22 protein-coding genes are annotated in these 26,040 nt (G+C 41.1%); 14 read left to right on the top strand and 8 right to left on the bottom strand.

Annotated features, from left to right (window positions below; genetic code table 11):
• Positions 1–58: 58 nt before the first annotated feature.
• Complete coding sequence (locus tag AC04NP_RS25385; RefSeq protein WP_482862840.1) at positions 59–1,975, top strand: M61 family metallopeptidase; 1,917 nt, start codon at positions 59–61, stop codon at positions 1,973–1,975.
• 155 nt (positions 1,976–2,130) lie between these two features.
• Here AC04NP_RS25385 and AC04NP_RS25380 read toward each other — a convergent pair whose 3' ends face one another.
• On the bottom strand, positions 2,131–3,942 hold the full coding sequence (locus AC04NP_RS25380; RefSeq protein WP_482862839.1) for a GAF domain-containing protein: 1,812 nt from the start codon (positions 3,940–3,942) through the stop codon (positions 2,131–2,133).
• Between the two features lie 597 nt (positions 3,943–4,539).
• Here AC04NP_RS25380 and AC04NP_RS25375 point away from each other — a divergent pair.
• A complete protein-coding gene (locus tag AC04NP_RS25375) occupies positions 4,540–4,755 on the top strand; it encodes a hypothetical protein (RefSeq protein WP_482862838.1) in 216 nt (71 codons plus the stop codon).
• 110 nt (positions 4,756–4,865) lie between these two features.
• Here the strand turns inward: AC04NP_RS25375 and AC04NP_RS25370 are convergent, their stop codons facing one another.
• On the bottom strand, positions 4,866–5,804 hold the full coding sequence (locus AC04NP_RS25370; RefSeq protein ID WP_482862837.1) for a carbon-nitrogen hydrolase family protein: 939 nt from the start codon (positions 5,802–5,804) through the stop codon (positions 4,866–4,868).
• A gap of 160 nt (positions 5,805–5,964) precedes the next feature.
• Between AC04NP_RS25370 and AC04NP_RS25365 the strand changes: the two genes are divergently transcribed.
• A complete protein-coding gene (locus AC04NP_RS25365; protein ID WP_482862835.1) occupies positions 5,965–6,153 on the top strand; it encodes a hypothetical protein in 189 nt (62 codons plus the stop codon).
• Between the two features lie 14 nt (positions 6,154–6,167).
• On the opposite strand, the gene AC04NP_RS25360 is transcribed toward AC04NP_RS25365, so the two are convergent.
• Complete coding sequence (locus AC04NP_RS25360) at positions 6,168–7,127, bottom strand: TerC/Alx family metal homeostasis membrane protein (protein WP_482862834.1); 960 nt, start codon at positions 7,125–7,127, stop codon at positions 6,168–6,170.
• Positions 7,128–7,590: 463 nt separating this feature from the next.
• Here AC04NP_RS25360 and AC04NP_RS25355 point away from each other — a divergent pair, with 463 nt between their 5' ends.
• The gene (locus AC04NP_RS25355; RefSeq protein ID WP_482862833.1) at positions 7,591–7,830 is read left to right on the top strand and encodes a hypothetical protein; all 240 of its coding nucleotides are present in this window, start codon (positions 7,591–7,593) and stop codon (positions 7,828–7,830) included.
• Here the strand turns inward: AC04NP_RS25355 and AC04NP_RS25350 are convergent.
• Entirely contained in the window at positions 7,827–8,252 is a 426-nt protein-coding gene (locus AC04NP_RS25350) for a Fur family transcriptional regulator (protein WP_482862832.1), read from the bottom strand. The genes AC04NP_RS25355 and AC04NP_RS25350 overlap by 4 nt on opposite strands.
• A gap of 133 nt (positions 8,253–8,385) precedes the next feature.
• Here AC04NP_RS25350 and AC04NP_RS25345 point away from each other — a divergent pair, with 133 nt between their 5' ends.
• From AC04NP_RS25345 to AC04NP_RS25320, 6 genes are all read left to right on the top strand, one after another.
• Complete coding sequence (locus AC04NP_RS25345; protein ID WP_482862831.1) at positions 8,386–10,944, top strand: M14 family metallopeptidase; 2,559 nt, start codon at positions 8,386–8,388, stop codon at positions 10,942–10,944.
• Between the two features lie 282 nt (positions 10,945–11,226).
• Positions 11,227–12,921 carry a sensor histidine kinase gene (locus AC04NP_RS25340; protein ID WP_482862830.1) on the top strand — a complete coding sequence of 565 codons (1,695 nt, stop codon included), beginning with the start codon at positions 11,227–11,229 and terminating at the stop codon, positions 12,919–12,921.
• Positions 12,922–12,950: 29 nt separating this feature from the next.
• Positions 12,951–13,424, top strand: a complete 474-nt coding sequence (locus AC04NP_RS25335; RefSeq protein WP_482862829.1) for a regulatory protein RecX — start codon at positions 12,951–12,953, stop codon at positions 13,422–13,424.
• A 168-nt stretch (positions 13,425–13,592) separates the two neighbouring features.
• Complete coding sequence (locus AC04NP_RS25330; RefSeq protein ID WP_482862828.1) at positions 13,593–14,111, top strand: hypothetical protein; 519 nt, start codon at positions 13,593–13,595, stop codon at positions 14,109–14,111.
• Positions 14,112–14,123: 12 nt separating this feature from the next.
• Complete coding sequence (locus tag AC04NP_RS25325; RefSeq protein WP_482862826.1) at positions 14,124–15,254, top strand: ATP-grasp domain-containing protein; 1,131 nt, start codon at positions 14,124–14,126, stop codon at positions 15,252–15,254.
• A gap of 17 nt (positions 15,255–15,271) precedes the next feature.
• Complete coding sequence (locus AC04NP_RS25320) at positions 15,272–15,877, top strand: LysE family translocator (protein WP_482862825.1); 606 nt, start codon at positions 15,272–15,274, stop codon at positions 15,875–15,877.
• A gap of 195 nt (positions 15,878–16,072) precedes the next feature.
• Here the strand turns inward: AC04NP_RS25320 and AC04NP_RS25315 are convergent, their stop codons facing one another.
• Entirely contained in the window at positions 16,073–16,906 is an 834-nt protein-coding gene (locus AC04NP_RS25315) for a hypothetical protein (RefSeq protein ID WP_482862824.1), read from the bottom strand.
• Positions 16,907–17,071: 165 nt separating this feature from the next.
• Here AC04NP_RS25315 and AC04NP_RS25310 point away from each other — a divergent pair, with 165 nt between their 5' ends.
• The 4 genes from AC04NP_RS25310 to AC04NP_RS25295 all read left to right on the top strand — a co-directional run bounded on the left by AC04NP_RS25310 (position 17,072) and on the right by AC04NP_RS25295 (position 21,856).
• Complete coding sequence (locus AC04NP_RS25310) at positions 17,072–17,458, top strand: hypothetical protein (protein WP_482862823.1); 387 nt, start codon at positions 17,072–17,074, stop codon at positions 17,456–17,458.
• 244 nt (positions 17,459–17,702) lie between these two features.
• Positions 17,703–19,955 (top strand): catalase/peroxidase HPI, encoded by a 2,253-nt coding sequence (gene katG, locus AC04NP_RS25305; RefSeq protein ID WP_482862873.1) that lies wholly within the window; start codon positions 17,703–17,705, stop codon positions 19,953–19,955.
• A 220-nt stretch (positions 19,956–20,175) separates the two neighbouring features.
• Entirely contained in the window at positions 20,176–20,655 is a 480-nt protein-coding gene (locus AC04NP_RS25300) for a LytR/AlgR family response regulator transcription factor (RefSeq protein ID WP_482862822.1), read from the top strand.
• Positions 20,656–20,803: 148 nt separating this feature from the next.
• Entirely contained in the window at positions 20,804–21,856 is a 1,053-nt protein-coding gene (locus tag AC04NP_RS25295; protein ID WP_482862821.1) for a hypothetical protein, read from the top strand.
• Positions 21,857–21,930: 74 nt separating this feature from the next.
• Here AC04NP_RS25295 and recG read toward each other — a convergent pair whose 3' ends face one another.
• The 3 genes from recG to gldE are packed head-to-tail and all read right to left on the bottom strand — an operon-like array spanning position 21,931 to position 26,029.
• Positions 21,931–24,024, bottom strand: a complete 2,094-nt coding sequence (gene recG / locus AC04NP_RS25290) for an ATP-dependent DNA helicase RecG (RefSeq protein WP_482862819.1) — start codon at positions 24,022–24,024, stop codon at positions 21,931–21,933.
• A gap of 3 nt (positions 24,025–24,027) precedes the next feature.
• Positions 24,028–24,675, bottom strand: a complete 648-nt coding sequence (gene gldD, locus AC04NP_RS25285) for a gliding motility lipoprotein GldD (protein WP_482862818.1) — start codon at positions 24,673–24,675, stop codon at positions 24,028–24,030.
• Between the two features lie 16 nt (positions 24,676–24,691).
• Positions 24,692–26,029 (bottom strand): gliding motility-associated protein GldE, encoded by a 1,338-nt coding sequence (gene gldE, locus AC04NP_RS25280; protein ID WP_482862817.1) that lies wholly within the window; start codon positions 26,027–26,029, stop codon positions 24,692–24,694.
• Positions 26,030–26,040: the final 11 nt, after the last annotated feature.

Raw genomic sequence — 26,040 nt, 5'->3', positions numbered from 1 at the left:
CTTTTGAAAGTAATTAATGGTTAAACAATCAAAAATTACAACCTAAACCAATGATAAAATGAAATATAGATTTTTGGTAGTCCTTTGGATAAGTCTTATCAACCTTCATGCCCTGGCCCTGCCTGACCGGGATGCGGTGGATAAATACATTTACACGATCGATCTTACCAGGGTGGAGAATGACAAGGTTCAGGTGGAGCTGTCAGTGCCTTCAATGAGTGCCAGTGAAATAAACTTTTATCTGCCGAAAATCATTCCGGGAACCTACAAGGAAGCCGACTACGGCCGGTTTGTTACTAATTTTCAGGCTTTTGACAAGAAAGGCAGGGCCCTGGAAGTAGTAAGGCAGGATGATAACACATGGAAAATCAGTAAAGCCAAAAAGCTCCGGAAAATAATCTATGAAGTGAATGATACTTATGATGCGGACATGGGCGCCAATCAGGTTTACCCCATGGCCGGAACCAATATTGAAGACAAGAAAAACTTCGTGTTGAACACCAGTGGATTCTTTGGGTATTTTGAAGGCATGAAAGACAATGAATTTGAATTGAATTTTATCCGCCCCAGTGAATTTTATGGTTCCACCGGCCTTATACCGGAAGCTACAGGCACTGAATATGAATACAATCTGAAAAAGGAAAATATCGATGCAGACGATGAAAGTAAGCTGGTAGACCGGTTTATCACCTCAGATTACAACCTTTTGATCGATTCACCCATCATGTATAACAAACCCGACACCACCTTGATCGATGTAGGGGGAACAGAGGTGCTGGTATCGGTCTATTCGCCGAACGGGTTGGTAACTTCAAAATTTATTGCAGAAAATATAGATGACATATTAAACGCGCAAAGAAAATATCTGGGAGGTACTTTGCCTGTCGATAAATATGCTTTCATATTTTATTGTGAGGATCCTTCCCGGCTGGCACCTGTACAGGGTGCTTTGGAACATTCTTATTCTTCTTTTTATTATTTCCCCGAAGTACCCCAGGAAAACCTTCGCCAGGCCGTAAAAGATGTAGCTGCCCATGAGTTTTTTCACATCGTTACTCCCCTGAACATTCACTCTGAAGAAATTCAGTACTTTGATTTCAATAATCCTCAGATGTCCAAGCATCTTTGGATGTATGAGGGGGTTACCGAATATTCTGCCCACCATGTACAGGTAAAATATGCGCTTATCAGTGATGAGCAATTCCTGGCGACAATACAGCAAAAAATGCAAACAGCCAGTTTTGGCTTTAATGATACGTTATCATTCACCGATATGAGTAAATATACTTTAGACAAATACCCTGATCAGTATGGCAATGTTTATGAGAAAGGGGCACTGATCGGCATGTTGTTAGACATACAGTTGCTTAATCTTTCAGACGGCGAATACGGCATCCAAAACCTGATGAGAGATCTTTCCAAAAAATATGGAAAGGATAAGCCTTTTAAGGATGAAAATCTTTTTAATGAAATTGTTGAACTTACCTATCCCCAAATAGAGGAATTTTTTGATAAATACCTGGTCAATGGCCATGTGCTTCCTTATCAGGAAGTCTTGCGCCTCGTTGGTATCGATTATGATTTTGAAAAATCGATAAATGATTACAGTTTCGGGAATATCAATTTAGGATTTGATCCGGAAGCCCGGAAATTGATTGTTTCAGGAACAGATAATATGAATGAATTCGGTAAAAAGATGGGCTATAAGACAGGGGATTTATTGCTGAAAATAAATGAGCGTGACATACCATTGCAGGGATTGGAACAATTCATCGATGCTATCAAAGCAAGTATGCAGGAGGGAGATACCTTTTCGGTCACAGTATTGAGGGCCGGTGAGTCGGGTGAAAAAGAGGAAATGATATTGAGCAGTGAAATTTTCAAAACCGCGCGAAAGGAATATCATGTGATGTCCATAAATGAAAATGCCACAGAACAGCAACTGAAAATAAGGCAGGCCTGGTTAAGGCCCTGAATTAACCCATGTCATTTAACAAATGATCGGATTCAGGTTAAAAACCTACTCTAATTTAGGCTCAAGTAAGAATTTTTGGTTAGTACGGATCAGCCCGCATGCTACCCAGATGGTCACCATGTTTTATACCGATCGCTTAATTGGTTTTTTTAACACTACTCCTTGTTTTCATTGACAGACTCCAATGATTTTGATGGGGTTTTTACCGCTTTCTGTTCCTGACCCACACCCTTTTCATATTCTTTTTTCACATGGCTGATATCGAAAGCGAAATTTAACACTTTGCTGGGTTTATTGTTATTATCAAGGACTACAGAATAACTGCCTGTAACAAATACTTCCGTTTCGTCTTTGGCTATCAATACATATTCTCCGGTATATGCATGGCCCTTTTTGATCCCCTCCCAAATTTGCCTGTACTCATCGCTGCCGGCAAAAGCAGGCTCCACCAACAATTTGTTGTTTTTACCCTTTAATTCCTGCGGGGCGTATTTTACCATTTGGCAGAAAGAATCGTCAGCATCGAGGATATTCCCATGGATATCGAATTCAACAAAGGCAGTTCCATTTTTGTATATGGCTTCCATTCTCCTTTCCAGGCTGAAAGTACTTCTCCTCATTTCCTCCTGTGTCGCGGTTAACTCTTCCATATTCTGGCGCATTTCTTCTTCCTGCGAACGCAATTGTTCGGCCTGCTCCTGGGAATTTTGATACAGGCTTTGGGTGCGTTCATTGATGCGGGTGTTGGTAATGGAAGCAGCTATGGTTTCCCCTAACTTTTCCAGGAATTCAATCTGATGTGGTTCAATTTTTTTGAAAGAAGCAATTTCAATAACCCCTTCTATCACCTGATCGTTTTTGAGGGGTACAATGACCAGGTTTCTCGGTATGGCTGTTCCGAGTCCGGAAGTTATATTAATATAATGTTCCGGAATCTCGGTCATATAGATGGTTTCTTTCTCCAAAACGCACTGGCCTACCAATCCCTGGCCTATACCTACCCTTTTGGTAAGGAATTTTTTTCTTTCAAAGGCATAACAACCCAATAACTCAAGATATTTTTCATTTTCTTCTTCCTTAATGACAAACATGCCACCCTGATTGGCCCCAAGGTATTTAACAAGATAGCTGATAACTTCATAAGATAAATCGGCCAATCCGGTTTTGTTGTCCCTGATTATATTACTGATTTCAGCAATACCCACATTCATAAATTTTTCATTTCTTTCCCTTTCAGCACCTTCCATCAGGTTCTTTCTCATGTTCATAAGCGCATTGCCCATTTCATCGTCCTCCTTAACTTTATACTCGACATCAAAATCAGCGTTGGCAATATGGTTGGCAAATTCAATGTTCGACCTAATCCTTTCCTCGGATGTTTGCAATGAAAAAAAGTTCAGGGCGTTTTCCCTGGTACTTTTTTCCAGGTGGTAGGCGTAATAACCTGCTATACCTACAGCAATGGCAAATAGACCGGTATGAATCAGAAAGGTTCGCAAATCCATGTATTCCGATTGGGTAAAGAATATATTCCGGAAGGCTTCATAATCATTGACAACACCTAAATACTGAATGTAGGCAAAGCTGGTATTGTGAGTCATCACAATCAGGGCCAATGGAATAAACACCCGCCAGTTTTGATAACCGATTAATGCAACAATACCAATAAACACCGTAAAGTGCATTTCGGGTAACCCATGCATCTGGTAAATTAACTGGGCCATAAAAATTGCCATTGAAACACCGGCCAGATATTGACTCAGCTTCTTTTTGGGAAAAGCAAATTTTCCAATATAATAGGGTGCCATACTTAATGCACCAACGCCGATGCCTACCCACCAGGTGTCATAAATAATGGCCAGAAGAATACCCAGGAAGAAATAAAAAATTAATAATGCTTCTGTAATTTTGTTGGACCTTCTAAAAATTTCTTGAAAAAAGAAGTTTATCCTGTCATGTTTTTCCATGGTAGTTACGGATTAAATAATTATTTGAAAAGTTGTCATTTCCCTCATTTCCCGGTAAGGAGTGGCTATTCAAGATGTTAGCTAATCAGATAGCTCCTCGATCATAAAGGTGGCATTCCTCCTTACAAAAAAATAGGATACTCATATTAAACAAAATAATCAAAGTGGATGCCTAAACACCTGGTAAATCACACTTCATCCTTCTAATTTATAGATTCAGGGATGTGTAATACAAATTGCGCCGCAGCAAGAAGTATGGCAGGGATGTAATAACAGGTTCTAATCTGTCACCATTGTTCAATGATTTTTTTAGTTCTGCAATGATCTACTCTTTTGTTGTAATCATATCCGGCCGATTTTAGTTTCCAAACGTGGTTTTTTGAAAAATTTGTATTAAAAGATATGAGTGTAATATTAGAGAATTAAAAGACCCTTCGGTAGGTAAACAGTTACATCATTTTAACTGGTTTACCGGGCTTTCATAAGAGGTCAAAAAGTGTTATGATAACATTACGATATTGTTATGATTAAGAAAAATGACAACATACGGATTATTTTTTGCGTAAATTGAAATTGAAACGCCAAACTAATGAAATTATGGAAATCAAAATTTTCAAAGCGTCGATATGCGAGGCCCTTGGAACGTTAAGTCTGGACCAGATGGATCAGGTAATGCGCTACATCCGGGTTTTGCAGAACAGTTCGATCGAAAACCCTGATTATTTGCAATTCAAGCAGCATGCTATGAAGCAAATAAGAGAGGCCTTGAATGAGGGTAAATCGGAAGAAAAATTTAAGCTGCAACTGGTTTAGTTTTTCGTAACCTCAGTGAAGATGCCTTAATCTGTTGTTAAGGTAACAGGAAACTTTTCCCTTTTAATCAGTTGAAACAACAAGCGTATTCCAGTATTTACTATGTGTTTTCAGTGTGTTCGATTCTTCGTCACCGCTAGTGAAAAAATATCAGGTCGTTGATAATGACCACTCACATCTAAAGTCATTTTTTCCTTATAAATCTCGTTAATATCAATTTCCTGTAAAATAATGGCCTCCCGGTCTAATACAGGATCGATGATATATTGGCCATCGGGGCCGATAATACAGCTACCCCCGTTCAGGATCATTTGGTCGGGCGTTGCTTTGAAAGCAGGCGGCAGTTTTAACTCAGGAGGAATATCACTCACCTTCATGATCTGGCCTGCTGCTACTACATAACACCTGCCCTCAAAGGCATAGTGCCTGCTGGCAATTTGGTGCATTTCGTGTACCGCTGGCCAGACCGCTATATGGATTTGTTCACCACTATCATGCATAGCCTGCCTTGCCAATGGCATCCAGTGTTCCCAGCAGATTAATCCGTTGATTCTTCCATAAGCGGTCTCGACAGTCTTAAGCCCTGAACCATCACCCAATCCATAGATTAACTTTTCTGTATAAGTGGGCATGAGTTTGCGGTGATGATTGACGATTTCTCCCTTTTCATCGATAATCAGGAAGGTATTAAAAATGGTTCCACTTGCCTTTCCGTCCTTAATTACCTCATTAACTCCCATACAAATTACCACCCCATGATCCCTGGCCGCCTGGCAGAGTCTGTTAGTCTCGGTGCCGGGAATTTGAAGGCTGTTATGATACAACCGGCTGAAAACCTCTTTGGCTGGCTCATAATCCCATAAAGCAACATCATGGCAATAATCCAACCAGGCCGGATAACCACTTAGCCAGGTCTCACCGAATACAATAATCCCGGCACCTTTACCGGCAGCCTGCCCAATCAGATCTATGGATTTTTCAAGGCTTTTTTGCAGATTCAGGTACACGGGACTGTGTTGAATCACGGCCAGTTTTATAGTTTTATTCATAATGATTTTTTTAGCACGTTAAAGGTAGTTTTAATTGTTCTTATCTAAAATTCAAAATGACTGATTTCATGCAAAGGCTGCCAAAGAAACTATTTGACACTGTCGGCTTTGACAGACGCTCAGCTTTATGCCATTTCCAGGGAGGATTTGCACCTGATGTATGATAAATATAACAACGTTTGTCGAAAAGAGCAGGATAAAATCAGGCATTGGCGGGTTCATAAGATTTAAACTGGCAGATGCATTTGGGTCTGTGGTCGGTCACACTCAAAGACGTATGATACAAATCAAGGAGCTTTTAAAAGGGTTGAAAGAATCGGTGAAAACAGAAGATCGAAGTATTCGTTGATGGAATAGTGGAATCTAGGCCGCCTTTTCTTTTTGGGTTTGGGGTTTTAGAATCGATATGACGATAGAAAGGGTAATAGTGGCAATAATGATGGTAAAGGAGAGGCTGGTTGGAACTTTGATGCTGAATATCTCAAGTAGCATTTTGCCACCGATAAAAATCAAAATAAACGATAGCCCCTTTTGGAGTAGGTGGAATTTGTCAAGTACACCTGCCAACAGGAAAAACATAGCGCGAAGGCCAAGTACCGCAAAGATGTTGGACGTGTAAAGAATAAACTCGCTATTGGTAATGGCAAAGGCTGCCGGTATGGAGTCGACAGCAAAAATAAGGTCGGTTGTTTCTATCAAAATCAGGACCAAAAACAAGGGGGTAAACAAAGTGCCATTTTCGGTTTTGATAAAAAACTTCCCGGCGTAGTTTTCCTTGGTCATTTTAAACCGCTTTCTGATAAATTTGACTACGAAACTATCTTCCGGGTTAAATTCCTCTTCTTCGTTTTCAAAAAACAGTTTAATGCCTGAATACACCAAAAACGCACCGAATATATAAAGTATCCAATGCAACTTGCTAACCAGGAATACTCCTGCGAAAATGAAGATTCCACGGAAAATCACCGCCCCAATGATGCCCCAGAACAGGATTTTGTGGTAATATGCTTCATCAATTCTGAAATATTTCAGTATCAGGATAATTACAAATATGTTGTCAACCGATAGGGCCTTTTCCGTGACGTAGGCTGAAAAGTATTCCAGCATTGGTTCGGATCCGCCATCATATTTATAGATGATAAATCCGAAGGCCACTGAAATGGCAATCCAGAAAATAGTCTGGTATAGTGCCGATTTGGTGGATATTTTTTTGGCTGACTTATTTAATACGCCCAGGTCTATGATCAGAAACGTTACAATGATTATCCCGAAAAGGATAAACAGTGTTGGTTCATTACTATTCGATATAAAACCCAAATGCATAAACTTCAGCTTCAATTATTTACGAAGTGCGGTAAAAATATCATTTTCCATTTAATAAAAAAAAAGAGTAGTACATCTGCAGGTGTTAAATGGTTGTCAAAATGTATGTTTTTGCCCACCTTAAATATATATGAAGACGCTTGTACATTTTTTTGCTTTAAACCTATGTTTTACTCCGTTCATCCATCCCTCATTTATGAAATAAAAAACTTTGAAAACCTCATACCTCCTTTCAGGTTATGCCGTCTGCAAAGGCGATAAATGTCATAACCTAACTAATTCTGAATTAATTATTTAACTTTGAAGTTAGAACAATATCGCACAAATTACAGCTACGTAAACATAATCAAAATCTCCAGTGTAAGTTTTAATTAAAACAAGCGACTTTATATTGACGTATGTATTTGATAAAGATCAAATAATTCGCTAAATTTCTAATTAAGATATACTAAACGCATTCACAATGTCCACCAACGTATTCCATTTGATCCTTTTTGGCTTTACCTACGTCATTTTGGTATATTTCATATTTACGCTTTTACGTAAAAGGAGATTTAATTCCGGAAATGACAATAATGATGACGGTGGTATTGAAATTTTTACCCCACCCAAACTTGATTTGCCGCCGGGAATCTCCTTACCCGGAGGGGATGGCCCCCGAAAAAAAATTGACAGAGAGGAAAATGAAGAGATGCCGGCTTAGATAGTATTACTACACTGGTCACAAATCCCTACCATAAGAAAATTAGACTCGAGTTTTTCGTAACCGGCAGGCATATGGATTTCAGGTACTACCACATTTTCCAGGCAATTGGTGACACCACATTCCACGCACTTAAAGTGTACGTGATCATGGCTGTGCTCTTTTGTGGTACAGGTGTTTTTGCACAAGGCATATTTCACCACGCCGCTGTCATCGAGTACTTTGTGAACCACTCCTTTGCTTAAAAAGGTTTTAAGCGTACGGTATACAGTTACCCTGTCGATCGACTCCCCTACTTTTTTTTCTATATCGGCATGCGACAAAGCGTGCTTGTGGTCCAAAAATATTTTCAGTATCTCCTCTCTCTGGTTTGTGTTTCTCAGGTTAAAATCCTGAAGAAGGTATGTTGCAGCCACACTCATATTCTCTAAAATAATGTAAATTTGTTTAATCTAAATATACGTCATATTTTTCTACCTGAAAACCATATCGGGTCATTTATGCCGGATACAAAACTAAACTGTCAAAAATCTTAAATCTTTTTGTAAAAAAAACATGATCAAAACCAGTTTTTCAACCCTCTTTTTATTTTTTGTGCTAAACCTGGACCACTTCAATGCCCATGGTCAATTGAAAACGCCGGATCAATACCTGGGGTATGAGTTGGGAACCTCTTTTACCAGGCATCATAAAGTAGTTGACTACTTTAACTATGTAGCTGGTGAAAAATCAAACATTCTTGTTAAACCCTATGGGGAAACCTATGAAAAAAGACCTTTGATACTGGCGTTTATTTCGTCAAAAAAAAATATAGATAACCTGGAGAATATCAGAAAAAACAATCTTAGCCTGGCCCGCTTAAGTGATGAAAGTGTCTCCAACGATAAAATTGCTATTGTTTGGCTGAGCTATAACGTGCATGGTAATGAGTCGGTTAGCACCGAGGCCGCCATGAGTACGCTGTACGCCCTGGCCGATGATGCTAACCGTGAAACACAAAAATGGCTTGAAAATACCGTAGTTATACTTGATCCGTGCCTTAACCCTGACGGCAGGGATCGCTATGTTAACTGGTACCATCAATTTGGCAATCGAAGGTATAACCCCGATCCTAATTCAAAAGAACACCACGAGCCGTGGGTAAGTGGCAGGCCCAACCATTACTTGTTTGACCTGAACAGGGATTGGGCATGGTTAAGCCAGCAAGAGTCACAGTACCGGGTTAAAGTATATAACCGGTGGATGCCCCATGTGCATGTCGATTTTCATGAACAGGGGGTAAATTCCCCCTACTATTTTGCTCCTGCCGCCGAACCTTATCATGAAGTAATCACAGATTGGCAAAGGGAATTTCAGGTCACCATTGGGAAAAACCATGCAAAATATTTTGACGAAAAGGGATGGCTTTATTTTACAAAAGAAGTATTTGATCTGCTTTATCCCAGTTATGGCGACACATACCCTACTTATAATGGCGCCATCGGTATGACCTACGAACAAGGAGGAAGCGGAAGGGCAGGTTTAGGTGTTATCACGCATGAAGGGGACACATTAACTTTAAATGACAGAATTGCCCACCATTTTACCACAGGTCTGTCTACCATAGAGATCACCTCGTTAAACGCCGGCCAGGTGGTCGATGAGTTTGCACAGTACTTTGACCAGGCTGTAAATAACCCATCATCGACTTATAAGACCTATGTTATCAAAGGGGCCGGTGAAGAGGACAAATTGACCACACTAAGGCAATTTCTGGATAGTCATGGGATCAGGTATGGCTATACAACGACCACCGGATCCTTCAGGGGTTTTAGTTACATCACCAATGCGACGGAAGCTTTCAGCATAGACAAAAATGACCTGATTATCAGTGCTTACCAGCCTAAGTCCAGGCTTGTAAAGTCCCTGTTTGAGCCGGAGCCCAGGCTAAGTGACTCTGTTACCTATGACATTACCGCATGGGCATTGCCATACAGTTTTAGTTTGAATGCCTACGCCTTAACAGATAAAATTGTACCCACTGCTGCAGATGATCCAGTCGAGGTCAACCATCCCGCACCGGAGAAAGGAGGTAAGGCTTATGCCTATGTGGCCCGGTGGACCAGCCTTGAGGATCTAAAATGGTTAAGCAAGCTGCTACAGCAAGATATTAAGGTGCGCTTTGCCACCGAGGCTTTCACTATAGCGGGCGAAAACTTCCGGCCTGGTAGCCTGATAATTACGAAACGGGGTAATGAAAAACTGGGTAAACAATTTGAAGACCTGGTACTGGAAACGGCATCGGCCTGCAACAGAAAAGTGTATGCTGTGAAAACAGGTTTTGTCAGCAAGGGGAAAGATTTTGGTTCCAATTCTGTGGCCTACATCGAGCAACCCAAAGTGGCGGTTTTGTCAGGAAAAGGGGTGTCCACCCTGGCATTCGGTGAAATTTGGCATTTTTTCGAACAGCAAATCGACTTCCCTGTTACCATTTTGGATACTGACTATTTTAAGACGGTGGATTTAGCCGGTTATGATGTACTTATCATTCCCGATGGAAGGTATAATGACCTGATTGATGATGCACAGAGAGTAGCCTTCAGGAATTGGGTAAAGCTTGGTGGCAGGCTCATTTTAATGGAAAATGCTATGACTTATTTTACAGATAAAAAATCATTTGCCTTGAAAAAATATGCCAGTAACAAGGAAAAAGAAAAACTGGAGCCGTCTGCATCCGGAGATGACATAACCGGCAGGCTTTATAAGTTCAAAGACCGGGAAAGGGAAGCCATAAAAGATGCCATCTTTGGAAGTATTTTCAAGACAAGTCTCGATAACAGTCATCCCCTGGCATTTGGATATCCTGACTATTATTTTACCTTAAAGCGGAGTGGGAGGCGATTTGCTTATCTGCACAATGGCTGGAATGTGTCGGTCATTGAAGACAAAAACAAATTGGTAAGTGGCTTTTCAGGGGCAAACGCTTTGAGCCGGGTTGAAAAGTCATTGGTATTCGGTGTAGAAGATATTGGTCAGGGAAATATTATTTATATGACTGACAACCCCTTGTTCAGGGCCTTTTGGCAAAACGGGAAACTATTGTTCGGTAATGCTGTATTTTTGGTTGGACAATAATTTTTTATTAATAAATTTGATGTAAATAACAATCACACAGTCCTGTTTATCAATTATTTACCGTCTTGTGGTAATTCTTAACTTAAAGTGTTCCAAATACTACCCCTGAATCAAAATTTAGCGAATTGATATTTAGGCTTTACACCACCTGGATTGTATTGGCGGGTACAAATAAATATTTTTAATACTCTGGAAAGTATAGTTAAAATTCATAACTTGACAAGATTTAATGGTAGAGGTTTTTGATGTGAATTGATACTTTTCATCGAATTCAAGGATTAGATGTACAAAAAAATATATCAAATATGGGTTGATATCGTTTATTTTGGTGTACAGTGGGAAATGCCGGACAGTTTGAAAAAGAGGATCATTCTCAGCAATCTGGCTAGTATTACTCTTGCCATAATATTTTTACTGTTTAACATTATCCAGACAATATACCTCCACAGGCAATATATAACTGTTACCATATCGATATTAATTCTGTATCTTGCCAGTATCCCATGGCTTAATAAGGCGGGCTTTAATTCACTGGTCAGAAGGTCATTATGTACCATAATGCCTGTGTCGCTGATTTTTATTGTTCCATATGATCAACTGACAAACCCTGAGCTTAGAGACATCGCCTATTTTACAGTGCCGAGATTTACCATACTTGCCATGTTAGTGTTACCGGCGACGTTGTTGGATTACCAGAATAAGTTCAAGATGGCTGCTGGTTTGGGAATAATCCTGATCTGTTTGTTGTTTCTCGAGGAGATACAGGGCCTGTTTTTTGAAATCACTGATTACGGAGAATATAGAAACCGCCGCCTGTTACTGATTAAATTCGCGTCCGTATCGGCTTTTGTTTTTCTCACGAGCGGCTTTCTTTTTTTCAGAAGAGTAAACCAAAGATTTGAAAGAAGAATATCGAGGCTTTTAGAAAAGGAAAAGACCACAAATACAGATTTGCAGGCAGCAAACAAAAAACTGGAGAAAAGCAATGAAAAAATCTCCGACCTGCTCCGGGAGCTTAAAGAGACCAATAACAACCTGGTTGAAAGTAAGGCCGAACTCGAAGAAGCTTACGAGGAATTACAGTCTATTGAACTTTTAACCAGGGAAAGGGCCCTGGAAATCGAAAAACAAAAAGAACAGATCGAAGAAAGCAATAAGGCGATTCTTGAAAAAAACCAGCTATTGGCAGATGCACAACGAAAAATTGCCGAAACCAATGAGGAGTTAAAAGCCAGTAATTCAAGTCTGGAAGAGATGGTCAGTGAAAGAACTGCCAGGCTCCGCCGCACTAATGAAAACCTGATACAGGCAAACCAGGAACTCGATTTATTTATCTACCGGGCCTCCCATGATTTGCGTGGGCCGATTGCGAGTATATTAGGCCTTACCAAAATCGCAAAAATAGAAGAGCAAAAACAAGCCCAGATGAGCTACCTGGAAATGTTGGAAAAAACTGCCGATAACGCCAACGAGGTTTTATCAAAACTGCTTTTGGTCAATATTGTAAACCAGGCTGCCGAGCATCTGGATATAGATTTTGACGCTATTGTAAAAAACCTGCACCGCATTTTTGATAAAAGATTGAAGGAACTGGACATTGACTTTTGTGTGGAAGTTAAGGAGGGGCTGAAACTGGTATCTGATGCCAACATGTTATTGATCATTTGTGAAAGGTTGATCGAAAATGCCATTGACTTCAGGTGTAACAGGTTGAATGAAAGGCCGTATTTGAAATTGCTGATTACAGGCAGCGGCAGCCGGGTGGTTTTTGAATTCCGGGACAATGGCATCGGCATTGCCAGTAATTTTTATCAGCGTATATTTGGAATGTTTTTCAGGGCCTCTGAGCGGTCTCAGGGTAATGGATTAGGCTTGTATATTGCCAAAAAGGCTGCCGAAAAGCTGGGAGGGGAAATAACTTTTGAAAGTGAAATCGATGCCGGCTCCTCTTTCAGGCTAATACTACCCAGTGAGTAAAAGCCGTATCGAATTAGTAACTTGAGCTTATGGAAACAAAAAACTATGAAAAAGTGCTTGAAGCGGCTAAAGTAAAAGCAGCCGATTATTGCGCCTACCAGGAAAGAACCCGGCAACAGGTAAGGGATAAGTTGTATGCTATGGGACTTCGTTCCGATGATGTGGAAGAAATCCTGACATCATTAATCATTGATAATTTTATCAATGAGGAACGATTTGCCAGGGTTTTCGCTTCTGGCAGGTTCAGGCTAAAAAAGTGGGGCAAGCTAAAGATCGAATTTTTTCTGGAAAGGTTGAAATTGTCTGAATATTGTGTTAAAAAGGGATTGGAAGAAATCGGCGAAAGGGAATATGCTGAAACTTTGAAGCGTTTGATAGAGAAAAGGCTGGAGGAGGGGAAGGGTGAAAACCTTTACAGATTGAACAGGAAAGTAGCTGATTATCTGATAAATAAAGGTTATGAACCCGAGTTGGTTTGGGAAATTTTAAAGGCTAAGATGTAGCCGTCAATGTTATGATTCGAAGAAATTAATTGAACTTTTAATGAATAATTTTTGTATAATTAATCCTTGAAAACTTACGGGATATACCAAAAATAAAGGGCTGAGCGACTGATTGTGATCTATCTTGTATATATATTTGCGAATTATTTGAATATTAATATTTGTTAAATGGTTAATATTGAATTGAAAAATGCTGTGAAAAACGTGTTGGATCAGTTGGCTGCAGTTATGAGTCAGATCAGTGAGAAGGATTTTAAGAAGCCCATAGATACACTCAACAATGCAACCGTAGGACAGCATATACGCCATACCCTGGAATTTTTTACCTGTTTACTCGATGGCTACATCAATGGCGTTGTAAACTATGATAAAAGAAATCACGATAAAGGTATTGAAACGGACAAATCTCAGGCACTGACTACTTTAAGCGGTATTACATCTTTTATAGAAAAGGTTGATGAAAATCATTATTTTAAGCTCGAGGTAGACTATGGTATCGACATGGAACTGACCAGCTCAATAGCAACAAACTTTAACAGGGAATTGGCTTACAATATCGAACACGCTATTCATCACATGGCGTTGATAAAGATAGGCATTCAGGCCATTTGTCCCCATGTGGATATGCCGGCCAACTTTGGTGTGGCAAATTCTACCGTCAAATATAATAAGAGCCAGTCGGCGTAAGGTTGTAGCCTTATGGCATTCACGCCAAACTTCATTGATACCTCCGATACCGGATCTGGCACAGACTACCGGAAAGATCAAGAGTCAGCAGGATTGGGGAAGAGAATTTTCAACAGTAACTTCTGGATAAGGCTGACACATTGGGAATACTGGCCATTTTACCTGTTATACCTGCCCGTTTTCATCTACTGGGTAGGGTTGGTACTAAGGGCGAGGTCGGCTTTCTTCTTTTCTGCCGCCAATCCGACCATTGAAAATGGTGGTATGCTCGGAGAATCCAAAATTAAAATTCTCAATACTATTGCCCCTGAACTGATACCCGGAACCATGTATTTTCAGCCCGGTACTTCCAAGTTCCAGCTTCTTGCCGCTTTAAAAAAAAACGGCGTTGACTTTCCCTTCATTCTGAAACCTGATATTGGGGAGAGAGGGTCATTTGTTGAAAAAATAAAAAATGAAGATGACCTGGATCGCTATCTGAAACAAATTAAAATCCCTTTTTTGGCGCAAGAGTATATTGACCTTCCCATCGAAATGGGTGTATTTTATTACCGGTACCCCTCCAACCCAAAAGGAAAGGTAAGCTCAATCGTCCTCAAACAAATGTTAAATGTCACAGGTGATGGAAAGAAAACCATCAGGGAATTGATTTTGATGAATCCCAGGGCAAAACTCCAATTGGCTGCGTTGGAAAAAAGTCTGGGAAGTGATTTGGATGAGGTGCTGGCGAATGGGGAAGAAAGGGAGCTGGAGTCAATAGGAAATCATTGCCGGGGCACGGCCTTTCTTAATGGCAATTACTTAATAAATAATCAGCTCAATGAGGTGTTTGATAAAATCAGCAAAAGTATCGAAGGGTTTTATTTCGGCAGGTATGATTTACGTTGCAGCAGTCTTGAGGATCTTTATCGGGGCACCGGGATTAAAATTATGGAACTTAACGGGGCAGGGTCTGAACCCGGGCATATCTATCATCCCGGTACCTCTATCTGGGTTGCTTACCGGGACATTTTTAACCATCTTGAGGTCTTATTAAAAATTAGCAAGGAAAACCACCGTTTGGGAGTGCCTTATATGACCCTTGCAACGGGAATCAGGGAGATCAAAAAGTTAAGAGCCTACAACCGGTTGAAAAATGCCTGACCGGAAGAAAACTTAATATGGTAGTTGTTCAAACTTTTCTTGTAGCCTTTTTCTTCAGCTATATCGGCTCCATACCACCGGGTACTATCAATATAAGTGTCATACAATTAACTTTAAGCGGAAGAATCAAACAGGCCATTTACTTTGCATTGGCCGCTGCATTGGTAGAGTTCTTTTATGCCACATTTGCAGTAGGTATTCAGTTTTTTTTTGTTAGTAAACTTGACTTTACGCTGCATTTCAAAGTAGTTGCGGCCTCGGCTATGATTGTCCTCGGCCTGGTAAACTTCTTTGGGAAAAAGAAAAAACCGGGAGAACAAAGATCGAAAATACCAATGACTGGCTTTAAAAAGGGGGTTGTTATAAGTATTTTTAACCCCTTGGCGATACCTTTTTGGATTGCTGTAACGGCGTATCTGGAAAGTCAGTCATGGGTCGATATCAATGGCCAGACTTTCTGGGTCTATATTCTTGGCATTTCTACCGGCACGTTTTTGTTATTGTCGACCCTGGTATTGATCGTTTCAAAATTTAAGATTAGCCTTGACAGCTTTATAGTGAACAAAGTCACCGGATTGATCTTTATAGGCCTTGGTATCTATACCTTTCTAACCCTCCTGTGACCCCAAATCCTTCCCTCTGTGTCTTGGTGCCTCCGTGGTGAAAAATGGTTAGGCACCAAGGCACAAAGGTTTTCGCATGCAAAATAAAAATACGGGCAGATTCTTACGTTGTGTCATCACCCTATGCTGCTTATACCTTCAGGGCCTTGCTTATGCTATAATATATCCTAAAAGGGTATGCATCTGTTAGGAGGACTAATTTACAGCAGGCAATTCGACAGACTCTAACGAAGTAAATACAGCAGGCGGTAAAGAATCAAGCAATTGAACGTTAGTTGGCCCACCATTATCTGACCTGTTTCCCGAAAGCAATAGTTTTCCAAAGGATCGATAGTTGTCCCATGGCCGGATAAAATTGGCAGAGTCCTGACCCGCATCCCTGAAGAAAGCCCATTGCTTGATGAGGTTGTCTGCTTGGTCAACAAAAATCTCATACTTGTTCTGAGGTGTATCACCGACTCCTTCGAAGGTAAGGGTAAGCACATCGGCTGCCTGCCCGTCGGTCAGCGTGTCTTTGCGGCTGTAGGTGAGGGTGACTCCTGAATCTTTCAGCTTAAATGGCATCACCAGCCAGTAGGAGTCGTTAATCCAGATGCTTTTACCCTGTTTCAGGTGGGTGGCAAGGGAATCCGGCTGGGTAACCTCCTCACCGTCTTTATAAACTTTGCCTTTCAGGTCGTGAACATTCAGCACCATTTTGGTATCTTCTTTCAGATATTCAATCCTCACATCCCCGGTCCATTTATTCCAGTAAAGCCTTCTGACACCAAAAAAATCCCATACCAGATAACGGGCCTCGTCCCAGGCCTTTCTGCCACCCATGGCTTTCATTACCTCGTCTGCGATGCCGATGGCCTTTTCATCTGAATCCGCTTTGTTAAAGCCTTCCATGGCGGGGTTTGCCCCGGTAACTTCAGATTGTGCTTCTGTAACCCTGTCACTAGTGGCAGGCTTTTCCTTACAGCCTAAAGTTAAAGTAACAAGAAGTGTAAGGCAACTAATTGAAATGTTCGGGTTGAATGTTTTCATGGGTAATAACTGTTTTCTTCCGGCAATTTACAATTATTATTGAAACGCTGGCTACCTTCCTCCGACAATTTAATACATACAATTGACAGTTCATGACATTTGCGTTTGGGATGTGATCCCTGTCTGTCATTTTTGTACTATTCAAAAACTCCAAATAATGCTACGATGAATACACATCATAAAAAGTTTTTTGTAGTAATTATCCTCTTTTTTGTGATTTCTGTGCTTTCGACCGGCGCTTTATCGCCCGCTATGGCTCAGGAAAAGAAAAATAAAACCGAACCTATCATTTCCCATGAGAGGGGCCGACATAAATATTCTTACAAGTCGGGGTTCACCTTTAACTCATTTTCTCTTGACTATCGTGGAAAAATCGCGTTAACGGATGATGAAAAAGACATAAAAAGTATTTCTCCGGGGGGCTATTTTAAAGTCAGTAAGACCACCTTCGGTACCAGAAGGATGGTCAAAATTGAAAACAAGGACGATAATCAACTGGTGCGAACCTATTATGTAGGAAGGAAAGAGGAACCCTTTGAGTTGAATTGTTAAACGTAGTTATGAATTACAAAGCAATTCTCGATCGCTTTAATAAATTGATTACAATTGCTTTAAGCCCCCACTTGCTATAATTGCCGGATAGTAATATTTATAAAATCAATAATGCGATACATAATATCAATTTGATTAATGAATGCCAAATGGAAATATTTACCACAGCAAAAAAATAAATCTGATGAAAAGAAAAGTATTAAGTATATCAATTATCCTAACCATAACTACCGCGGCGGTATTTATGGTTCTATCTGCTTTTAAATCCAGGGAAAATGGCGGGGAAAAAGAGTCCGGCGGAAGCTGCCCTTTTGGATTTGACAAATCAGGTAAGTCCACTGGTGAAGTAATTAAAGGTGACGGAAATACTGTCCGTGATTGGTGGCCAAATCAGCTTGATTTGACGGTATTGCGTAAAAATGCTACATTATCTAATCCATTAGATGAAAATTTCAATTATCAAAAAGAATTTGAAAGTCTTGATTACTACGCTTTGAAAAAAGACTTGGAAGACTTGATGACAGATTCTCAAGATTGGTGGCCGGCAGACTTTGGTCACTATGGTGGCTTATTTATAAGAATGGCATGGCATAGTGCAGGTACGTATCGTACGGGTGATGGTAGAGGCGGAACCAGAGAAGGTAAACAAAGATTTGCCCCTCAAAATAGCTGGCCTGATAATGCAAACCTTGATAAAGCCAGGAGATTACTTTGGCCAATAAAGCAAAAGTATGGCCAGAAAATTTCCTGGGCTGACTTGTTTATCCTCACAGGAAACGTAGCATTAGAGAGTATGGGTTTTGAAACACTTGGTTTTGCCGGTGGACGTGTAGATACCTGGGAGCCACAGACGAATGTATATTGGGGATCAGAAAAAGAATGGCTGGGTGACGAGCGATTTGATGAAAACAGGGAGCTTGAAAAACCATTGGCTGCTGCTCAAATGGGATTGATCTATGTGAATCCTGAAGGTCCTAACGGGAATCCTGACCCTGTAGCTGCTGCTCATGATATCCGGAAGACATTTGGCAGAATGGGGATGAATGATGAAGAAACTGTTGCTCTTATAGCAGGCGGTCATACGTTGGGCAAAACACATGGGCAAGCGAGTGGAGAAGAGCATTTGGGAGCAGCGCCTGAAGGTGCAAACATTGAGTCTATGGGTCTGGGCTGGTCAAGCAATTTTAAATCAGGCAAAGGTCCGGATGCGATCACTTCTGGTTTAGAGGTGATTTGGACAGAGACTCCTGCGCAATGGAGCCACGGTTTCTTCGAAGGACTATTTGAGAACGAATGGAAATTAGTCAAAAGCCCGGGTGGCGCGTGGCAATTTGAAGCAGTAAATCCAAAAAAACTATATCCGGACGCATTCGATCCAAATAAAAAACATAAGCCAACAATGTTGGTAACAGACCTTTCATTAATTAAAGATCCGGCTTATGAAAAAATCTCGAGGAGGTTCTATGAAAATCCGGAGGAGTTTGATAAGGCATTTGCAAGAGCTTGGTTTAAGCTAACTCACCGTGACATGGGACCAAAATCTACTTACCTGGGACCAGAAATTCCAAAGGAAGAATTTATATGGCAAGATCCAATACCCGCAGTTGATCATGAATTAGTGGATGCTAAGCATATTGCCTCTTTAAAAGTTAAAATCCAAAATTCAGGGTTAACCACTCATGAGCTGGTAACTACTGCTTGGGGTGCAGCTTCTACTTACAGGGATTCTGACAGAAAAGGAGGTGCAAATGGTGCCAGGATCAGACTTGAGCCCCAGGTAAGCTGGGAATCGAATAATCCTAAGCAACTAAAGAAAGTACTTGCATTCTACGAAAAGGTAAAAGCGGATTTTGACGCAGACAGCAAAAAAATCTCTATTGCAGACCTAATTGTTCTTGGCGGAAATGTGGCCATTGAAGAAGCAGCTAAAAAAGCGGGGTTCGATGTTACTGTGCCATTTACTCCTGGTAGAATGGATGCTTCTCAAGAAAAAACCAGCCTTAAGAGTATGGAATTGTTAGAGCCAATGGCTGACGGTTTTAGAAATTACCAAACAACAGAGTATACACTTACTTCTGAGCAATTATTGATTGATAAAGCACAGCTACTTAAGCTTTCAGCCCCTGAGATGACTGTACTGGTGGGTGGAATGAGAGCACTGGGCGCTACCTATGATGGATCAGATCTTGGCGTTTTAACAGATACTCCCGGAACATTGAATAACACGTATTTCAGGAATCTACTTAGTATGGATTTTGAGTGGAAAGCTGAAGATGATAAAAAATACGTTTTCAATGGATTTAAAAGAGGTACTACTGAAAAAGTCTGGACTGCTACACGCGCTGATTTGATTTTTGGTTCAAACTCCGAGTTGAGAGCATTAGCAGAGGTATACGCAAGTGATGATGCTAAAGAGAAGTTGGCAAACGATTTTGTAGCCGCTTGGACTAAAGTGATGAATCTCGATCGGTTTGATGGCACTAAAACAGCACTGTAAAGCAGAGCATAGATTTGGAAATAAATTGTGAATTGAAACCATTATATGCATTCCTTTTTGAATGTCCCGGTTTCAATAATTAAATAAGGTAAGAGAGTAGCTGGCAATACGGTATGACTGGCTTTCTCTTTCCTTCCTGTCATGGAAGTAAAAGCATATGGGGATTGTTTTCAGAAGATACCATTGATCGACTACCAAGAAGAATTAGCAACCGCGTAGTATGAATATAGTAATTATTGAAGATGAAAAACTGACGGAAAGCATTAACAAAATCGAGAAACTTAAGCTAAACCTTGGCCGGCAAGGCCATGCACCTTTGCAGGATCCGGGAAAAATCCTTTCAAGATTAAAAGACCGGACTTACAAAAACAGGTTCATGGTGAAAATAGGGGAACACATCAAATCGATTACAGTTGATGACATCATACTTTTTTTTGCTGAAGGCCGTACGGCTTACCTGGTAACCAAACATGAAAGAAAATTTATCATCGACTACAAACTGGAGAGCCTTGAAGAAATACTGGACCCCAACCTGTTTTTTAGGGTTAACCGTAGTTTTATCGTTAAAATCAGCGCCATCAGAGATGTGTTGGTTTACTCCAACAGCCGTTTAAAAATCTCCGTTGACCCCGCATTCTCCAAAGAGATAATTGTGAGCAGGGAGAAGGTAAATACCTTCAAGGATTGGTTAACGGAATGAAGTAAAATGCGATAATCAGGCATTTAACAAATCATCAGTCATTTCTTACATAAGACTTAAACCCGCCAAAATACGCTGTTTAGTTTTGGATTGAATAACGAAATTTAACTAAATCCAAAACTTTGTGAAGATAAAAAAAACAAAAATCATGAGAAGTAGTTACTTAATGGTATTGTTGGCTGCGTGTGTGATGATGGCTTGTAGTGATGATGATGGCCCTGCGTTGAAAGAAAAAATTGATATCGATGATGCGGATTTGGTTTCCAATTCCCTTACAATTGAAAATGCTGTGAAAATGGAGGGCACCCCTCCTGCTCCTTCCACCGATCCGGATGCACCATCCCTTAACGATTATTCTAATGAGGATTTTGGTGCGGTTTCAGGAAAGTCGTTTTATCTGGACCTGAATGTGAATCAGGGGCAGCCGGCTGGTGTTTACTTTCAGGTAAAAGGCTCTGGTGAATATTACGATATTCCCTTGACTACCGCTACCGGTAGTTCCGGGGGACGGTTTGGGTCGCGTAAGCCTAAATCCAGGCTATTCAAAAACGCCAGAACGGCTGAAAGCGATGTAATTGAGATCGAAATACCGGATAACCTGGAGCCTGGGGTGTTTTGCGCGGTTTATTGTGTCTATGATGAAGAAGGCAGGATTAGTAACGCTGTGGAAATTTGTATTGAGATCATTGAATTTGGTGGCGGGGGCAGTGAATTCTTTGCAGGGCAAACCTGGGAGATGGTATCTACCAAAGACTCCGAAGGGGACGTTGTTGAAATAGAAGTGCCGGGAGAAGATTATACTAAAAGCTATGAAACCAGTGTACAATGCGGGGATAACATTTTCAAAACGGTAACAGTGATGGAAACATACCGGACTAATTATTTTTATCTGACTTTTTCGAATGATGGTGCTTACAAGGTTGAAGCAGACGAATATGCGAGAGAATTCGATTGGAAAAATTCGACTTGTGATGACCTGGAATATACTGAGGAGACAGAGCTATATGAAGAAACCGGTGTTTGGACCTATGACAATGCGAGCAAAACCCTGACAGTAGTCACTGAATATGTGGATGATTTTGACGGGCAGACTTATACCGATATATTTAAGGTAGGGATAGAACTGGTAAATGATCAATTGGTTATAACCGATAATGAAGATGGGGAGAATTACGAGATCACTTTGAAAAAGAAAGGCTAATTTTAGCGATTACATATTTTATTTAGGGTTTATGTAAGCGTCCCGTGCCATGGTTGCATGGGATTTTTTTTAACCTAACTTATCCGGCTCCAATTTAATTCGTTTTTTTTCTGTCTGTTTATCTGCAACAGTATATTGGCATTTTTTGCTGTTTTGAGTTCGGGATCGTCATCGAGAATTCTTTGTGCGGCCTTTCGCGCCTGTTGCAATATTTCGCTGTCCTGGCTCAAATCAGCGATTGTCAGATCCGTGAGGCCACTTTGCTGGGTTCCGGAGATATCACCCGGCCCCCTGAGCTTTAAGTCAGTATCTGCTATTACAAATCCATCGGTGGTGGTTACCATGGTTTTAATTCTGGTTTTAGCCTCTTTGCTAAGTTTGTAGTCACTCATCAGGATGCAGTACGATTGATCGCCGCCCCTCCCCACCCGGCCCCTTAGCTGATGAAGCTGGGCCAGGCCAAAGCGTTCCGCATTTTCTATCACCATTACGGTAGCATTGGGCACATTGACGCCTACCTCTATGACAGTAGTGGCCACCATGATTTTGGTCTCTCCTTTCACAAAACGGTTCATCTCATATTCTTTGGCATCCGCTTTCATTTTACCGTGTACGATGCTGATGGCATAGTCCGGAAATGCCCTGCTGATGCTTTCATATCCATCTTCCAGATGTTTCAGGTCAATCTTCGCTGACTCTTCTATCAAAGGGTAGACCACATACACCTGTCTGCCCAGTTCGATTTGCTGTTTTAAAAAGCCGAATACTTTTAACCGGTTGGCATCATAATGGTGTATGGTTTTAATAGGCTTTCTTCCGGCAGGAAGTTCATCGATGACTGATACATCCAAATCCCCGTACAAGGTCATCGCCAATGTGCGTGGAATGGGGGTTGCTGTCATAACCAACACATGCGGGTAGGTATGCTCATTTTTTCGCCATAGTTTCGCCCTCTGGGCTACCCCAAACCGGTGTTGCTCGTCAATTACCGCCAAGCCTAAATTTTGAAACTGTACCACATCTTCAAGCAACGCATGAGTGCCTACCAGAATGTGTAATGATCCTTCCGGCAGTCGTTCATGAATATCCCTCCTCTCGGCGGTTTTGGAAGATCCGGTAAGCAAAGCAATATTGAGCCCCATTTTTTCTGCGTAACCTTTTAAACCATCGTAATGTTGATTGGCCAGTATTTCGGTAGGGGCCATCATAGCTGCCTGTGCACCATTTCCGATGGCAATCAACATGCAGATAAAGGCAACAATGGTTTTGCCCGAGCCTACATCTCCCTGCAACAACCGGTTCATTTGGCTGCCGGAACGCATGTCCCTGTAAATTTCCTTAATGACTTTCTTTTGGGCATTGGTCAGTTCAAAAGGGAGATGGTGATGATAAAAATCGGTGAGTAAGTCGGCATTATTGAAAATTATTCCTTTAAACCTTTCCCGGCGGGTTAATTTTAGCTTTAGCAATCGGAGCTGAATGAAAAACAGTTCCTCAAATTTCAACCTGTACCGGGCCTGCGCAAGCAGTTGTTGGTTTTCCGGATAATGAATGTTGCTGATGGCCTGGTTTTTGGGCAGTAGCCGGTATTGCTGTACAAGATCGGGGGGCAGGGTCTCATGAATTTGCCTGAAAGCCAACCCAGTCAGTGTACGTTGAAATTTGGCGATGGTTTTACTGTCGAGATAGCGTGCTTTCAGCTTTTCAGTGGTTGAATAAACAGGCTGAAGATAGCCGCCTTGTTCATTTTTTGTGGTCAGCGGTTCCATTTCGGGGTGGGCAATGTTGATGTATTTGCCAATTCGGCCTGGCTTACCAAATACTACGTAATCAATGTTAGTCCTTAGTTTTTTTATGATCCATTGCAATCCTTTGAACCAAACCAATTGAATTTCCCCTGTTCCATCACCAAAATAGGCTACCAACCGTTGTCTTCTGGGTGGGCCCACTGTTTCAAGATACCTGATCCGGCCGGTCACTTGAATGAAATTCATGTGGTCATTTATCTCCGCAATCTTATAAAACCTGGTACGGTCCTCGTAGCGAAAAGGGTAATATTGAATCAGGTCCCCATAGGTAAAAATGCCCAGTTCACTGCCCAACAGGGCGCCACGCTGAGGCCCGACTCCTTTTAAAAATTCGATTTTTGTATCAAAAAAACCAATCATAGCCTATTTTTGGCCCGAGCGATACTTGTCGAGTTGGTTCCTGTAGTTCGTCTGGTTCAAATGCCGCCAGTTAAACGTGCTGATCATATGCATGATGTCTGATTTGACATATTCAATGACCGGGGCAAGGGAGTCGTTTTTAGTAGCGGTTGTGAAATACAGAGCACCCCTTAAAAAGTTCTGTGTTGAGTCGGTTAAAAAGAATTGAAATTGACTGGGGACTTCACCGCTTAGCTCCTGAACCACGGCTGTGTGGCCACCTTGGGTTTTTACCACATTTTCTTCAATGGAATACGCTTTGATCTGATGTTTGGCGGTCAGTTTGTAGGCATCGCCCAGAAAATCCTCCAATCGCTCCTTCTTGTTTTCAATGGGCTTGTAGGTCAGTTGAATATTGGCATCCATTTCAGGATAATAAATGTGGATCCAATATCTTTCAGCTAATCTGGAAGTGTCATCCAGCAGCCTTGCATATTTCGAGAACCGGAAGGTGTATGGAAAAGTGTCTGGCAGTGACTGGTAGGTAGGATCAGGCAATTCTATACGGTTATATCCCTTGGGCTTAGGGACATAGTTTCCGCCACAGCCTGTTAGGGCAAGTGTTAAAATGAGATAACAAAAACTGTGTAACTGAAAATTAATTCCGATCATCTTTTTGGTACCTGGTTCAGGTGGGAATATTGATATAAACTCTCACCCGTTTTATTCTTTTGGAGTCAACCGATACAATGGTAAAAACAAATTTGTCATAATTGATTTTATCTCCCACTCTGGGAAGTTTTGAATGCAACTCCAGCAATAAACCTCCCAGCGATTCACTTTCCCCCTTTACTTCCTCAAACAAGACCGGCTCCTCGCTTATAATTTTACAAAAATCGTTCAGGGAAGTTTTCCCTTCAAAAATATACGTATGGTCATCGAGTTTATTGTAAGCGACGTCGTCGTCGTCAAATTCATCGTTGATTTCCCCGACAATTTCTTCAATAATATCCTCCAGGGTGATTAAGCCCGATGTACCCCCATATTCATCTACTACGATGGCCATATGCACCCTTTTTTCCTGAAAATCTCTTAAAAGTGCATCGATTTTCTTGCTCTCCGGAACGAAAAACCCGGCTCTGAGTAAATTTTGCCATTTGTAGTTATTCCCCTTATCGAGATGTGGCAATAAGTCTTTCACATATAATATGCCTTCAATTTTATCAATGGTTTCGCGGTAAACAGGGATACGTGAAAAACTTAAATTGTCAATTTCACGGATCAGGGTGATATAATCCGTTTCAATGTCAAAAGCAGAAATGTCCATACGTGAACGCATGACCTGTTTCACGCTGAGCGACCCGAAGTTAACAATGCCTTTCAATATCTCCTTCTCCTCTTCAGAGGTGTGCTCGTCGGTGGCTATTTCCAAGGCATGTTCCAGTTCGTCCATGGACAGGTTATACCCTCTTTTTTCAATGCGCTTCTCTATGATCGAGGTCATAGTTTGTAAAAACCAGGATATGGGGTGGAAGAAATAATTGGCTGCCTTCAGAAAACCGGCGGTTCTTTTGGCGAAAGGAAGGTTGTTTTGGTTGGCATACACTTTTGGAATGATTTCGCCAAACAACACAATAGCAAAAGTGTTAAAGGCGGTAAGGCCTAAAACCAGCAGGTTCTCATCTTTCTGATGCCCAAATATTCTCCATGCCACGAATGTAGATATGATTATAAAGGCGATATTGACCAGATTGTTGAGAATCAATATCGTAGCCAATAGCTTTTTGGGGCGGTCTAAAAGTTTCACCAGGTTTTTTTCCTGAGGGTTTTTGCTGGCCCTGCACCGGTTTAAATCCTTTGTAGACAATGAAAAAAAGGCTATTTCTGAGCCGGAAATTGTTGCGGATAACAACAGTAAAAGTAACAGTATGACTCCTCCTCCAAGTGCTGTAAAAGCCAAAGAATTGGAAATAAAATCAAAGAAGAGTAAAACCCCCGGCCAGGGGTCATCAATTGAATCTCCCAAAACAACAAAAG

This window comes from Agaribacillus sp. DX54 (assembly GCF_056858335.1).
This window is presented reverse-complemented; position numbering and strand designations above follow the sequence as displayed.

What these genes read in the sequence shown, in the direction of transcription:
- AC04NP_RS25385 (WP_482862840.1), top strand. Translation starts at nt 59, where the DNA reads ATGAAATATAGATTTTTGGTAGTCCTTTGGATAAGTCTTATCAACCTT.
- AC04NP_RS25380 (WP_482862839.1), bottom strand. Translation starts at nt 3,942, where the DNA reads ATGGAAAAACATGACAGGATAAACTTCTTTTTTCAAGAAATTTTTAGA.
- AC04NP_RS25375 (WP_482862838.1), top strand. Translation starts at nt 4,540, where the DNA reads ATGGAAATCAAAATTTTCAAAGCGTCGATATGCGAGGCCCTTGGAACG.
- AC04NP_RS25370 (WP_482862837.1), bottom strand. Translation starts at nt 5,804, where the DNA reads ATGAATAAAACTATAAAACTGGCCGTGATTCAACACAGTCCCGTGTAC.
- AC04NP_RS25365 (WP_482862835.1), top strand. Translation starts at nt 5,965, where the DNA reads ATGATAAATATAACAACGTTTGTCGAAAAGAGCAGGATAAAATCAGGC.
- AC04NP_RS25360 (WP_482862834.1), bottom strand. Translation starts at nt 7,127, where the DNA reads ATGCATTTGGGTTTTATATCGAATAGTAATGAACCAACACTGTTTATC.
- AC04NP_RS25355 (WP_482862833.1), top strand. Translation starts at nt 7,591, where the DNA reads ATGTCCACCAACGTATTCCATTTGATCCTTTTTGGCTTTACCTACGTC.
- AC04NP_RS25350 (WP_482862832.1), bottom strand. Translation starts at nt 8,252, where the DNA reads ATGAGTGTGGCTGCAACATACCTTCTTCAGGATTTTAACCTGAGAAAC.
- AC04NP_RS25345 (WP_482862831.1), top strand. Translation starts at nt 8,386, where the DNA reads ATGATCAAAACCAGTTTTTCAACCCTCTTTTTATTTTTTGTGCTAAAC.
- AC04NP_RS25340 (WP_482862830.1), top strand. Translation starts at nt 11,227, where the DNA reads ATGTACAAAAAAATATATCAAATATGGGTTGATATCGTTTATTTTGGT.
- AC04NP_RS25335 (WP_482862829.1), top strand. Translation starts at nt 12,951, where the DNA reads ATGGAAACAAAAAACTATGAAAAAGTGCTTGAAGCGGCTAAAGTAAAA.
- AC04NP_RS25330 (WP_482862828.1), top strand. Translation starts at nt 13,593, where the DNA reads ATGGTTAATATTGAATTGAAAAATGCTGTGAAAAACGTGTTGGATCAG.
- AC04NP_RS25325 (WP_482862826.1), top strand. Translation starts at nt 14,124, where the DNA reads ATGGCATTCACGCCAAACTTCATTGATACCTCCGATACCGGATCTGGC.
- AC04NP_RS25320 (WP_482862825.1), top strand. Translation starts at nt 15,272, where the DNA reads ATGGTAGTTGTTCAAACTTTTCTTGTAGCCTTTTTCTTCAGCTATATC.
- AC04NP_RS25315 (WP_482862824.1), bottom strand. Translation starts at nt 16,906, where the DNA reads ATGAAAACATTCAACCCGAACATTTCAATTAGTTGCCTTACACTTCTT.
- AC04NP_RS25310 (WP_482862823.1), top strand. Translation starts at nt 17,072, where the DNA reads ATGAATACACATCATAAAAAGTTTTTTGTAGTAATTATCCTCTTTTTT.
- katG (WP_482862873.1), top strand. Translation starts at nt 17,703, where the DNA reads ATGGTTCTATCTGCTTTTAAATCCAGGGAAAATGGCGGGGAAAAAGAG.
- AC04NP_RS25300 (WP_482862822.1), top strand. Translation starts at nt 20,176, where the DNA reads ATGAATATAGTAATTATTGAAGATGAAAAACTGACGGAAAGCATTAAC.
- AC04NP_RS25295 (WP_482862821.1), top strand. Translation starts at nt 20,804, where the DNA reads ATGAGAAGTAGTTACTTAATGGTATTGTTGGCTGCGTGTGTGATGATG.
- recG (WP_482862819.1), bottom strand. Translation starts at nt 24,024, where the DNA reads ATGATTGGTTTTTTTGATACAAAAATCGAATTTTTAAAAGGAGTCGGG.
- gldD (WP_482862818.1), bottom strand. Translation starts at nt 24,675, where the DNA reads ATGATCGGAATTAATTTTCAGTTACACAGTTTTTGTTATCTCATTTTA.